We start from the raw sequence: 13,002 nt of genomic DNA on the forward strand, positions 1-13,002 counted from the left end.
ATTGTAAAGCAGTTTATATTTTTAGATTTCGTCTGTGTATAAATCGATCACAGGACGCGGATCTTTTCGTTTTATTTGCATTAACCAATAAATAAAAATGCCTAAACCATTACCAAAAATAATGGCAATAATCCAGATTAATCGATCATCACTTTTAATCAAATTAGGATTTTTTACAGCATGTACAACAAAGTATACAAATGAAATAACTCCTGTAAAAAAGCTCATCAAAACCAAAAAGATAAAGATGATCAAATTACCCAAAAGTGCACTAAGTAGCGATTTTGAACTTCCCATATGTCCTAATTGCGCATCGAGCGTACTAAACATAGAAAAGAAAATTCCAAAATAACTTAACAAGCCAAGTATAAATAATGTAATGGGAACAATGGCCAAAATGGCTTGTAACTTTGGATTGTTCAGTAGAGACGTTAAATCTCTATCAACGAGTAGATTTTTCATCAGAAAAATAGTCTTTTACTTTTTTTGCTTTAGATTGTCCTATAACATCTGTTAATTCTAACAAAGATGCATTTTTTATTCGTTCAACGGACTTAAAAATTGTTAATAATTCTTTAATTGTTTTCGGACCAATGCCTTCTATTTCTTCTAAAACAGAATTAAATGCATTGTTACTTCGACGATTTCTGTGACGCGTAATTCCAAATCGGTGCGATTCGTCTCGTACATGTTGAAGCACTTTTAACGTTTCCGAATTTTTGTCCAAATATAATGGATATGGATCGTCTGGATAATAAATTTCTTCCAAACGTTTTGCTATTCCAATCACCGAAATTTTTCCACGCAAACCTAATCGATCAATTGATTTTAAAGCCGAGCTTAATTGTCCTTTTCCTCCATCTATCAAAATTAGTTGTGGTAATTCTTCTCCTTCTGCTAAAACTCTGGTGTAGCGACGTTCAATCATTTCTTCCATTGTGGCAAAATCATTCGGACCTTCAACCGTTTTTACATTAAAAATGCGGTAATCTTTTTTACTTGGTTTACCATTTTTGAATACAACGCAAGCAGAAACAGGGTTAGTTCCTTGAATGTTAGAGTTGTCAAAACCTTCTATATGCCGAGGTTCTACAGGTAAACGTAAATCAATTTTCATCTGATTCATGATACGATTGGTATGACGATCAGGATCAACGATTTTGGTTTGTTTAAGTTGTTCTAAACGATAAATTCGCGTATTTTTTAGTGATAAATCAATAATATGTTTCTTTTCACCAATTTTCGGAACAGTAATTTTACGATTCGGAATTTCTAAGCTTAACTCGAACGGAACATAAATTTCTTTCGAAGTTAAATTAAATCGTTCCGAAAAATCAATAATCGCACGTTCTAACAAATCTTCGTCCGTTTCGTCTAATTTCTTTTTCCATTCTTCTGTATGTGACTGAATTATTGCACCTTGGTAAATTTTCAAAAAATTGACATACGCATATTCTTCATCAGACGAAATAGAAAAAACGTCTACGTTGCTGATTGTAGGAGAAACTACTGTCGAACGAGCTTGATAATTTTGTAAAGATTCAATTTTCTCTTTAACAATCTGCGCTTTTTCAAACATCATTTCCGAAGCATATTTCATCATTTTATTGACTAAATATTGTTTTGCTTCATTAAATTCTCCTTTAAAAATATTTCGAATTGCAGAAATTTGTTCTGCATATTCTTCTTCAGTTTGATAACCTTCACAAGGACCTTGACAATTTCCGATGTGATATTCTAAACAGACTTTAAATTTATTATTCTCAATATTTTTCTCGCTCAAATCGTAAGCACATGTTCTGATTTGGTACAATTCTTTGATTAAACCTAACAAAACACGCATCATTTTTACGTTAGAGTATGGACCAAAATATTCAGATCCATCTTTGATGATGTTTCGAGTAGAAAAAATACGAGGAAAACGTTCGTTTTTGATGCAAATCCATGGATAGGTTTTGTCATCTTTTAATAGAATATTGTAGCGTGGTTGATGTTCTTTAATTAGATTATTCTCCAGTAACAATGCGTCATATTCAGAATTAACGTTGATGGTTTCGATGTTGTCAATGTTGCTCACTAAAACGCGCAAACGTTTAGAGTCGTGTTGCTTATTGAAATAAGAATTTACACGACGTTTCAAGTTTTTTGCCTTACCTATATAAAGTAAATCACCTTTTTTGTTGTAATACTGATAAACGCCAGGCGTTTCGGGCAAACTTGCTAATTTTAGTTTTACATTTTCATTCATCAAAATACCTCTACCACATTAATTTTTTGCTGTTCGTCATCAATATAAATCAATATTTTGGATTGAATTTTATATCCCAAATTTTCAAAAAAATGTGCGTAACGATTTACTTGAAAATGATGATCTAAATCGGGTTGACCAGTTTTGTAATCTATAATTGTACAATTATTTTCTGTATCAATAACTACACGATCAGCTCTGAAAATTTGACTTTCTGAATCAATAAAATCACGCTCATTCAAAATTGTCAAACCTTCAGCAAAATATGGAACTAATTTAACATCTTGAAGCAAATTTTGCAAGATATTTTGAAGATGTTCTACATTTTCAGCCGAAATTGTTCCGCGTTGTTTTTCACTTTCTATAATTTTTGGTAAATCTTTTTCAGTAACAATTTGTGAAAGAATGGTATGAACTGTATTTCCAAATTCTGTATAAGCTAATTTTTGTTGCGCTTTTTCCGAGTTTGTGTTAATCACCAAACGTTCGTTCCAATCTGATGAATATATTTTTAGTTCTTCCGAAGTGTTTTCTACTTTTTTTGGATTAGAAATTCGTTCAGCCGAACCTTTTAAAATTACTTCGTCATCTGTAAATCCTTGTTGTATTACATAATCGTATAAATAATTTGCAATACTTTGTGTTTTTGACGATTCTTTCGGCTTTTCTGCAATCATATATAATTGCTCTTTTGCACGCGTTGTGGCTACATAAAGTGTATTAATATCGTCTAATTGAGAAAGATTCTCTTCTTCATCAATTTTTGATTTAATCGCTTCATTTTTGATTAATCTCAAATCATTGTTGATGCCAACATAAAATGTTTCGAACGGATTTTCTTCATCCTTTTGTAATGGAATCCAAATCTTAGAATTCTTCGTTTTCCAATCCAAAAAAGGTAAAATTACAACAGGAAATTCTAAACCTTTTGATTTGTGAATCGTCATAATTTGTATCGCATCTACACCTTTTGGTGTTTTGATACTTGCTTTATCTTTTGCTGTTGACCAATATTCTAAAAACGAATTTAAGTCTGATTCATTCTTCGATGAATAATCTAAAATAACATCCAAAAAGCTAAGAATATAAGCTGGAGAACGTTCTTGTAAATGTAAAGTTCGAATCGCTTTTTCTGTAAAATCATACAATGAGAGATTTTGATCTTGTATAAAATCTAATTCTAACCCAATCGAATTAGTTAAGCTTAAAAACTTATTCAATCCGCCTTTCAGCGCTTTTTCTACTGTAATGGTTAAATCATCTGTTGTGAATAAATTTAGCTCATAAGCGACCATCAAGAATCTGATTTTTGATTGTTCGTCTTGAGGATTAGAAGTGATTTTGAACAAATATTCAATTAATTGAATTTCGAAAGAATTTTTTAACAACAAAGCTTCGTTTGAGATGACAACCAAATTATTTTCGGTTAAATATTTTGCTAATAAAATTCCTTGTGCATTACTACGAACCAGAATTGCAATATCACTTAAGCTAAAACCATTCGTTAAACATTGATTGATGTAATCTAAAACCAGTTCGAGATTTTTTTCTTTGAATGGATCTTTTGATCGACCTTCTTGCTCAATAAAATTGATTTTGACAAAACCATTTTTTTGATCGTTTGTCAATTGTTTGTTCCCATTAATGTAGATATCTTGGTATTTTTCAAGATTTAATTGAGGCGCTATAAAAGAATACAATTCATTGTTAAATTGAATAATATTTTCGTGGCTTCGCCAGTTTTTTTCCAATTCTTCAACAATTATTTTTTCTTTCTCTTTTCGTTCAATCAAATCAATCATTTGCTCAGGATTTCCACCACGCCAACGATAAATAGATTGTTTTGCATCACCAACCAACATAATGGTATCAGATTGTGCACGAGCATTTTCTACTAACGGATTCAGATTATTCCATTGTAGAGTAGAAGTATCCTGAAATTCATCGATAAAATAATGATTGTAACGCGATCCAATTCTTTCGTAAATAAAATTGGCAGGTTGATTTTGTAGGTTTTTACTAATAATTGTATTAAACTCGTTAATCAACAAAACATTAGAATCTTTTTTGATCGAATCCAACGATTTTTCAACTTCGTTAATTAACGAAATCGATGATATGTTTTTCTGAATTGAAGTTAATAAAATTAAATTATCATTGATTTTTGCAGCTTGTGTAAATAATGATTTTATCTCAGAAAAAATAGATTCTGCTGTTGCATCTTTCACTTTCGAAAGGTAACCATCTTCCAAAATATCTTTTGTATTTGCATCGGTTGGTAAAATCAAACCAAAACCATCAAAGTTTTTTAATTTCTGGAAAAAAGCTGCAATTCCACGACTTTTTCCTGGTAATTCATTAACCGAAATTCCATTATTTGTAAGCAACTCGAAAAACTCATTTCCAATTGTAATCAAACCATCTTTCAAAGTTTTTATGTCATCAAAAATAACTTTTCGATAACGAATAAATTCGTCTAACGAAATGTTTTTTAATTTTTCTAAATCTTGTAAATGTCGATCATTCGAAATATCGTTTGTGTCAGAAGAAAGCGTTTTGCGAATATCCCACGATTTATTTTCGTCCATATTATCCAACGCAATACGAATCATGGTTTGCGTTAATTTTTCGTCTTCTCCAATTTTTGAATACAATAAATCAACCGATTCGTTTATGATTTCAGTTGTGTTCATTTCGACATCAAAATTCATAGACAAACCTAAATCTTGTGCAAATGATTTCATTAACCGAAGATTAAATTTATCAATTGTAGAAATTGAAAATTTGGAATAATTGTGCAGAATCGCAATCAGAATATTGTACGCTTTTGTCTTGATGACTTCTGGCTTCAAATTTAGTTCAGAAGCTAATTCAAGAATATATCGATCTTCTTCAGGATTTGGACTTTTGGCAATTTCTTCTAAAGTTTCGATGATACGTTCTTTCATTTCTCCAGCAGCTTTGTTGGTAAACGTAATGGCTAAAATATGCTCGAAATGATAATCACTTTCGTTTGTCAATAATAACGAAAGGAACTCCTTAACTAAAGTGTAAGTTTTACCTGCGCCGGCTGACGCATTGTAAATTTTGAAATCGCCTGTTTGTAACAAATTCTGAATTTTTAGGAAAGTTAAACAATCTTCTCAAAAGTATAAAATCAGAAAGACAAAATATGACGCAATAAAAAAAGGAAGCGATTAAAGCTTCCTTTTTTGTTATAAAATTTAAAAGAATTTGAGAATCTAAATTTTAGAAAGTGTATTTGATTCCGATTTTAACTCCGTTATCAACACCTGAATTTAATCCAAAGTTGAAAGAGTTAGCTGAATCTCCATCTTTTGGTTTTGTAGAACTCCATCCTAATAAACCGAAAGCTGCTTCTAAAGACCAGTTATCAGATAAATAGTAATCTAAACCTGTAGCAACTTGAACACCAATGTTAGTGTATTTTGCTTCACCAGTAGTTGTAGTGTTACCTAAAGAAGTTTCTGAAGTGTTTTTACCAAATCCTAAAGGAACAGATAATTCACCAAAAACGAATAAGTTTTTTGCTACACCCCAGTATTTTCTTGCGAAAGGTTTAACAACAAATAAGTTCTCTTTTTGAGTATTTGTAACATTGTTTACTTCGCTTTCGTTTTTGCTACCGATGTAACCGATACCTAAACCTAAAGCAACGTCTTCAGAAACAAAGTTTCCTACTTGTGGTACAATGCTGTAAGATTGTGTGTTACCTTCGTTAGAAGAGTTGTAACCAGCTTGTCCCATAATAAACCATCTTCCGTCTAAAGAAACTCCATTGTCGTTTTCTTGTGCAAATGCGTTAGCACCTAAGATAAGTAGTGATGCAGATAAGATTAATTTTTTCATATTTATAAGTTTAAATTTTTTCCAAAGATATATTGAGTTTTACATATATTACAATGATTATAAACATATATTAAACGTTTAAATTCGGTTGTCTTGAATAAAAAAAGGAAGCTAATGAGAAAACTTCCTTTTTAATATTAATGTTATAAAATTGTACTATTTAGAAAAAATAGATTTGATATAAAAACATTTTAAACACAAAAATATTGTATTGATTATGTTTAAATTAATGTTAATTATTTTTTTCTTGACGTTTTAGTTCACGTTGTTGTTTTTCTACTTCTTTCAACATTTTTTTAGTGTTTGCTTCTTGCAATTGTAACGATTTCTTTCTCAATTCCAGAGCGTTATTCAGACTTAAGTTGTTTTCATTGTAAGAAGATTCAACTCTAAATTTTTCAACTTTTTTTATTTCACTTTCGTTTTTAAAATCCTTTGGGTCTATTTTATAAGTACCAAGTGTTTTAATTTGATTTTTATTTGTTGGTTGTACAGTTATAGACCATGGATTTTTGTTCGATTTTACATCATTTAATGTAGCTTTTCCTACTTGTTTTACTAAATATCGATCATCGATTTCTACATTGAGTATTTTATGCTCAACTCCATTTTTATCAGTGTAAACAGAATAACCATCTTTTAACTCTACATTTTTTATGTCAACTCCATTAAAATTGATACTTTTAAGAGTTATATTATTTTTCTCTTTAAAAGTAGAAGTTACTTTAACATCTTTTGCTTTTGGTAAAGCACTATTCAGAATACGAACAACACCAGAATCTTTTTTTACAATCTCAATGTAACCATCTTCCTTGTTAACAAACATTTTTTCGATGTCTTTTGCATTAATTTGTTGTAAAATTTTACCATCATTATCATATAAAATGACAGGATTTGTAGCTTTTTTTAAGACAATATCTTTTATTTTGATCGAATCATTCAAAATAATATCACCAGCATCATTCAGAATAATTTTATTTTGAGGATTTTTTTTAAGAATTGTTTTTAACTCCTCCTTCGTCATTGTTCTACCTTCTTTAGATAGATTTTTGATGATAGTATCGGTATTAATTGTGTTAGTTTCTGGTCCAAAGATTCTATCTGCTTGAGATTTCACAGGTTTATCCAATGCCTTTTCTACTTTTTGAGCACTTTTTTCAACTTCTTGCGCAAACGATTTTTGACTAAAAAGAACAAAAGCACTCAATATAAAAGGCAACGAAGCAAAAGAAAGGATTTTTACTTTTCGTTTTGATGTATTTTTCGTCATCATAAGTAGGCGTTTTTTGGTTAGAATAAAATTGAAATTACTCGCCATCATCGACGGATTTTGTGTTGCAATACAATCCAAAATTTGATGTTGATAGGTTTTTAAATCAGAGTTTCTTTGTAAAACATATTCATCTGCCAAAAACTCATGATTTAGTTTGATTGATTTTTTATAGAAATAAATAAATGGATTGAACCAAAAAAGAATTTGAAAAATCTCTATCAACAAAATATCCAAACTATGCTTCTGAATACAATGTGCTTTTTCGTGATCAATTAAGTTTTGATGTAAACTTTTCAGTTGTTTTTTGGGAATGAAAATATAATTCCAAAAACTATATGGCTGAATAGATTCTAAATCAAGAATGTAAGTAATTTCTTGATCTTTAATTTTTTCTTCTGTTTTAATTTTAAAAATCAATTCGTATAAATTGTAAACGAATCTTGCCAAAAGTAAGAATCCAATTATATAATAGCTAAAATTTAGAATATCACCAAAATTGATTCCTTTTTCTTGTTGCAACAATTCAGGATTTTGCATTAAAAAAGCTAAAAGTTCGGGTGAAATATTTGTTTCTTGTGCTGTAATTGGTAAATTGATTTTATAAAAAGGTGCAACCAACGAAAATATCAACGAAAACAATAAATAAAATCGGTTGATTTTATACATACTTTCGCGTTCCAGAAAAAGTTTATAAAACGAATATAAAAATCCGGAACAAAGAATAAATTTTATAAAAAAAGCAATCATACGCTATTTCTTTTTACGATCTATTTCATTGTCAATTATATCACGTAATTTTTCTAATTCTTCGACTGACATATTATTTGATTTTGCAAAAAATGAAGCAAATTGTGTTGCCGAATTATTAAAGAAGTTAGAAATCATTCCTTTTACTTCTTTCGAAAAATAATCATCTTTTTTTACCAAAGCGAAATATCTACGCGAGTTTCCCATTTGTTCGTAATCAATATAACCTTTGTCGTGCATACGTTTCAGTAAGGTAGAAATTGTTGTGTTTGCAGGCTTTGGATCGTCATAAGAGTCGATAATATCTTTTGCAAAAACATTGTTTCCGCTCCAAATAACTTCCATTACTTCTTCTTCTTTTTTAGATAATCTTACTTTCATGTCTACAATTTTATTTTCTATTACTACAAATATAGAATAAAAATAAACTCAGCAAAATATTTTAGTGTTTTTTAACGATTAAACACAAAAAAAAGGAGCAAAAAGCTCCTTTATATATTTCGTATTAAAATGAATTACATTTCTGCTAATTTGTACGCTACACCTACACTAAAGTATGTGTTTGTAATTTTGTAGTTATCATTCATTCCGGCTGGAAAAACATTGTTAATGTTTGATAAACCTTTAGTAAAACGAGCGTTGATTTCTAATTCGTCCGTCACTTTATATCCAGCACCAAAGTTTAATCCAAAATCAAATGTTTTGAAATTGTCAGTTACTTTTACTTTTGTATCAGTTTTACCTTCTTCACTTTTCGCTTTCGCAGAAACTAAGAAACCTAATTGTGGACCAAATTCAACATTCAATCCTTCCATAATTTCATAACGTCCCATTAAAGGAATATTAATGTTATGCGTTACTATTTTTGTGTTAGTATTATCATTTGTTTTAACTCCTGCTCCTTGCTTAGAGTATAATAATTCTGGTTGAAAGCTAATTTGATCAGTTACTTTATAGTTTGCATAACCACCAACATAAAAATCTGTTCTAAATTTTGTTTGATCATCATACAATTTTTTAGAATCTCCTGATAAAGTAGAGAAATTAAGTCCACCTTTTACTCCTAAATCAATTTGAGCGTTTGCCGCACTTAATCCACCGAAAAGTGCTATTCCTAAAATAAGTTTTTTCATTGTACTAGTTTGTTTTATTATGATAGCTTAAGCTATATTTATTGCTAAAGTAGATATTTTCAATAGATTGATGATTTTATTAAAACACAATAATAGGTTTATTGTAACAATTTTTATGCCTTTTTGTTAAAATTCTGTGAATTAAAAGTAATTTAAAGAATTTTATTCAAATAATCTAAAATAATTTTAGTCGCATTTGGCGAATTCTGTACAAAATCTCCCGCTTTTTTTCCACTTTCTTTACGGTAATTTTCGTCGTTCATCAAGCGATTCATAATTGTATCAAATTCAGCTTGATTCGAGATTGTAAACCCTCCACCAATTTCAATTAAATCAACTGCTTCCTGAAATTTCTTGTATTTAGAACCAAAAACGACAGGATTTCCAAATGTTACCGCTTCCAAAGTATTGTGAATACCAGCTCCAAAACCTCCGCCAATGTAGGTGATGTCAGCATATGAATAAACTTTAGATAAAATACCAATTGTGTTGAGAATAAATATTTTCGAATCAATCAAATCTTGCTTCGATGTTTTTTCTAAATCAGAAAATTTAACAGCTTTTTGATTAATCTTACTTAGAAAAGAATTGATTTCAGCATCATTCAAATTATGCGGTGCAAAAACAATTTTCCAATCATCATTTAAATTTTGGTTGATTAAATTCACAAATAATTCTTCATCTTTTGGCCAAGAACTTCCAACCACAATTAATTTCGAATTTTGTTTAAAATCATTCATAAAATCCAACTGATTATCTTGATGAATGATCTGTTTTACTCGGTCAAAGCGTGTATCGCCCGCAATTGTGTTTTGAGTGATTTGAATAGAATCTAATAAATCTTTTGACTTTTGATTTTGAACAAAGAAATGATTCACTAAACTTAATTTTTTCGCAAACCAATTGTTTCCATCTTTCTTGAAAAAGTTTTGACTTTCTCTAAAAATAGAAGAAACCACAATTGTCGGAATGTTTTGCTGATGTAATTCGGTAATCAAATTGAACCAATATTCGTACTTCACCAAGATCAAAATCTCAGGATGAAGCACTTTTATTAACTTTTCTGCATTCGATTTTGTATCCAAAGGCAAATAAAAAATAACATCTGCTCCTTGATAATTCTTTCTAATTTCATAACCCGAAGGCGAAAAAAAAGAAACGGCTATTTTATGTGTCGGATAGTTTTCTTTCAACGCCTCAATAACAGGTCGACCTTGCTCAAACTCTCCTAAAGATGAACAATGTATCCACAAAACTTTATCGGTTTCAGAAATTTTAGAAGCTATTTTTTCTTCCCAATTTTTTCTTCCATCAATCCAAAGTTTTGCTTTTTCGTTAAAATTCGAAGCTAATTTTAGCGCCGTTCCGTACGCCTTAATCGATATGTTATAAAATCCTTGCACAATCTTGCAAAGTTAAAAATTTAGAATGAGCTTTTTTTGTACATTTGTCCGAATAAAATTAACTTTTTTAGTTGCTTGATTTATAGATTCATTAAGATATGAAAAAAATACAAATGGTTGACTTACAAAGTCAATATCAAAAAATAAAAGGAGACGTTGATGCAGCAATTTTGAATGTTTTAGATTCTGCCGCTTTTATTAATGGTCCAGAAGTAAAACAATTTGAAACTGAATTGCAAGACTACTTAAATGTAAAACATGTAATTCCTTGTGCGAACGGAACAGATGCATTACAAATTGCGTTGATGGCATTAGGTTTGGAGCCAGGTGATGAGGTTATTACAGCGGATTTTACATTTGCTGCAACAGTAGAAGTTGTTGATTTATTGAAATTAAATTCAATTTTAGTTGATGTTGATTATGATACATTTACAATTGATACAGAAAAATTGAAAGCGGCAATTACGCCAAAAACTAAAGCAATTATTCCAGTTCATTTATTTGGTCAATGTGCAAATATGGACGAGGTTATGGCTATTGCAAAAGAGCATAACTTATATGTTGTAGAAGATACTGCACAAGCAATTGGAGCGGATTATAAAGGTCAAAAAGCTGGAACAATTGGTCATATTGGTTGTACATCTTTCTTCCCTTCAAAAAACTTAGGTTGTTATGGTGATGGTGGAGCAATTTTTACAAATGATGATGATATTGCGCATCGTTTACGTGGAATTGTCAATCACGGAATGTACAAACGTTATTATCATGATGAAGTAGGTGTTAACTCTCGTCTAGATTCTGTTCAAGCAGCAGTTTTACGTCGTAAATTACCTTTATTGAATGATTATAACGATGCTCGTAATAAAGCTGCAGCTTATTATACAGCAGCTTTTGCAGATATTGACGAATTATTAACACCTGTTAAAGGAGAAGATACAACTCATGTATTTCACCAATATACACTACGTGTTACAAATGGAAAACGTAATGAATTACAAGCTTTCTTAACTGAGAAAGAGATTCCTGCGATGATTTATTATCCTGTTCCATTACGCAAACAAAAAGCGTATGATAACGGACATTATAATGATGCAGATTTCCCAAATACAAACAAATTGGTAGAAGAAGTAATGTCTTTACCAATGCACACAGAGTTAGATGAGGAGCAATTAGCTTATATCACTTCTGCTGTTCGCGAATTTTTTGGAAAATAATTTATCCTAAAAATAATACAAAAAGCTTCTGAATTGTTTCAGAAGCTTTTTTATTTTCCTAAATTTGAATTCACTATAAAAACTAAAAATAATATGAGTAAAATATTAGTAACTGGCGGTTTGGGCTACATTGGCTCTCATACAGTTGTAGCTTTACAAAATGCAGGTTATGAAGTTGTGATTATAGACGATTTATCGAATACAGAAATTAATGTATTGGATAAAATTACCTCTATTACTGGAATAAAGCCTTCATATTTCGAGATTGATTTAAAAGATCAAGAAAAAGTAAACGAATTTTTCAAAACAAATAAAATAGACGGAATTATCAATTTCGCAGCGCATAAAGCGGTTGGAGAATCTGTTGAAAAACCGTTGATGTATTACCGCAACAATCTTTTAGGTTTGATTAACCTTTTGGATGCGATGAAAGATTTTGATACAGATAATATTATTTTCAGTTCGTCTTGTACCGTTTACGGACAAGCGGATAAAATGCCTATTGATGAGCAAACTCCACTAAAAAAACCTGAATCGCCTTACGGAAAAACAAAACAAATGGGTGAGGAAATTTTAGAAGATTTCTCTGCAGCATTTGACAAAAATGTGATTTGTTTACGTTATTTCAATCCAGTTGGTGCGCATCCAACAGCTAAAATTGGCGAGTTACCAAAAGGAATTCCAAATAATCTAATTCCTTATGTAACGCAAACTGCGGCTGGAATTAGAGAAGCATTATCGGTTTGGGGAGATGATTATCCAACGCGTGATGGTACAGCGATTAGGGATTATATTGATGTAAATGATTTAGCTGATGCTCACGTAAAAGCTGTAACTCGTTTGATTGAAAATAAAAACAATTCAAAATTAGAGTTTTTCAATCTTGGAACAGGAACAGGATCTACTGTTTTAGAAGTTGTACATGCATTTGAAGAGGCAAATGATTTGAAATTGAAATACGAAATAAAAGAGCGTCGTGCAGGAGATATTATCGAAGCGTATGCAAATAACTCTTTAGCAGAAAAAGAATTGGGTTGGAAACCTGAAACAAAATTGTCAGAAAGTATGCGTACAGCTTGGGAATGGCAAAAAAGTTTAGATAAATAGAAATAAA

Annotated in this window: 10 protein-coding genes; 2 read left to right on the forward strand and 8 right to left on the reverse strand. The window is 30.4% G+C overall.

Annotated elements, in window-relative coordinates; all coding sequences use genetic code 11:
• Positions 1–21: 21 nt before the first annotated feature.
• From QHG34_RS05575 to QHG34_RS05610, 8 genes are all read right to left on the reverse strand, one after another.
• Positions 22–462, reverse strand: a complete 441-nt coding sequence (locus tag QHG34_RS05575; protein WP_282629216.1) for a hypothetical protein — start codon at positions 460–462, stop codon at positions 22–24.
• Positions 443–2,248 (reverse strand): excinuclease ABC subunit UvrC, encoded by a 1,806-nt coding sequence (gene uvrC / locus QHG34_RS05580; protein WP_282629217.1) that lies wholly within the window; start codon positions 2,246–2,248, stop codon positions 443–445. Before uvrC ends, QHG34_RS05575 begins: the two co-directional genes overlap by 20 nt.
• The gene (locus tag QHG34_RS05585) at positions 2,248–5,358 is read right to left on the reverse strand and encodes a UvrD-helicase domain-containing protein (protein ID WP_282629218.1); all 3,111 of its coding nucleotides are present in this window, start codon (positions 5,356–5,358) and stop codon (positions 2,248–2,250) included. Before QHG34_RS05585 ends, uvrC begins: the two co-directional genes overlap by 1 nt.
• A gap of 139 nt (positions 5,359–5,497) precedes the next feature.
• Positions 5,498–6,118 (reverse strand): outer membrane beta-barrel protein, encoded by a 621-nt coding sequence (locus tag QHG34_RS05590; RefSeq protein ID WP_282629219.1) that lies wholly within the window; start codon positions 6,116–6,118, stop codon positions 5,498–5,500.
• A 232-nt stretch (positions 6,119–6,350) separates the two neighbouring features.
• The gene (locus tag QHG34_RS05595; protein ID WP_282629220.1) at positions 6,351–8,057 is read right to left on the reverse strand and encodes a M56 family metallopeptidase; all 1,707 of its coding nucleotides are present in this window, start codon (positions 8,055–8,057) and stop codon (positions 6,351–6,353) included.
• Positions 8,058–8,141: 84 nt separating this feature from the next.
• Positions 8,142–8,519: a BlaI/MecI/CopY family transcriptional regulator gene (locus QHG34_RS05600; protein ID WP_282629221.1), complete on the reverse strand. Its 378-nt coding sequence runs from the start codon at positions 8,517–8,519 to the stop codon at positions 8,142–8,144.
• 134 nt (positions 8,520–8,653) lie between these two features.
• Entirely contained in the window at positions 8,654–9,271 is a 618-nt protein-coding gene (locus tag QHG34_RS05605; RefSeq protein WP_282629222.1) for a porin family protein, read from the reverse strand.
• A gap of 152 nt (positions 9,272–9,423) precedes the next feature.
• Positions 9,424–10,674: a 3-deoxy-D-manno-octulosonic acid transferase gene (locus QHG34_RS05610; RefSeq protein ID WP_282629223.1), complete on the reverse strand. Its 1,251-nt coding sequence runs from the start codon at positions 10,672–10,674 to the stop codon at positions 9,424–9,426.
• A gap of 98 nt (positions 10,675–10,772) precedes the next feature.
• Here QHG34_RS05610 and QHG34_RS05615 point away from each other — a divergent pair, with 98 nt between their 5' ends.
• The gene (locus QHG34_RS05615) at positions 10,773–11,888 is read left to right on the forward strand and encodes a DegT/DnrJ/EryC1/StrS family aminotransferase (protein ID WP_282629224.1); all 1,116 of its coding nucleotides are present in this window, start codon (positions 10,773–10,775) and stop codon (positions 11,886–11,888) included.
• 93 nt (positions 11,889–11,981) lie between these two features.
• Positions 11,982–12,995 carry a UDP-glucose 4-epimerase GalE gene (gene galE, locus QHG34_RS05620; RefSeq protein ID WP_282629225.1) on the forward strand — a complete coding sequence of 338 codons (1,014 nt, stop codon included), beginning with the start codon at positions 11,982–11,984 and terminating at the stop codon, positions 12,993–12,995.
• The last annotated feature ends 7 nt before the right edge of the window (positions 12,996–13,002 follow it).

The sequence above is a fragment of the Empedobacter sedimenti genome (assembly GCF_030005555.1).
GTDB classification, from domain to species: domain Bacteria; phylum Bacteroidota; class Bacteroidia; order Flavobacteriales; family Weeksellaceae; genus Empedobacter; species Empedobacter sedimenti.

Coding starts and splice junctions, on each gene's coding strand:
- galE (WP_282629225.1), top strand. CDS start 11,982: ATGAGTAAAATATTAGTAACTGGCGGTTTGGGCTACATTGGCTCTCAT.
- uvrC (WP_282629217.1), bottom strand. CDS start 2,248: ATGAATGAAAATGTAAAACTAAAATTAGCAAGTTTGCCCGAAACGCCT.
- QHG34_RS05605 (WP_282629222.1), bottom strand. CDS start 9,271: ATGAAAAAACTTATTTTAGGAATAGCACTTTTCGGTGGATTAAGTGCG.
- QHG34_RS05575 (WP_282629216.1), bottom strand. CDS start 462: ATGAAAAATCTACTCGTTGATAGAGATTTAACGTCTCTACTGAACAAT.
- QHG34_RS05590 (WP_282629219.1), bottom strand. CDS start 6,118: ATGAAAAAATTAATCTTATCTGCATCACTACTTATCTTAGGTGCTAAC.
- QHG34_RS05600 (WP_282629221.1), bottom strand. CDS start 8,519: ATGAAAGTAAGATTATCTAAAAAAGAAGAAGAAGTAATGGAAGTTATT.
- QHG34_RS05615 (WP_282629224.1), top strand. CDS start 10,773: ATGAAAAAAATACAAATGGTTGACTTACAAAGTCAATATCAAAAAATA.
- QHG34_RS05595 (WP_282629220.1), bottom strand. CDS start 8,057: ATGTATAAAATCAACCGATTTTATTTATTGTTTTCGTTGATATTTTCG.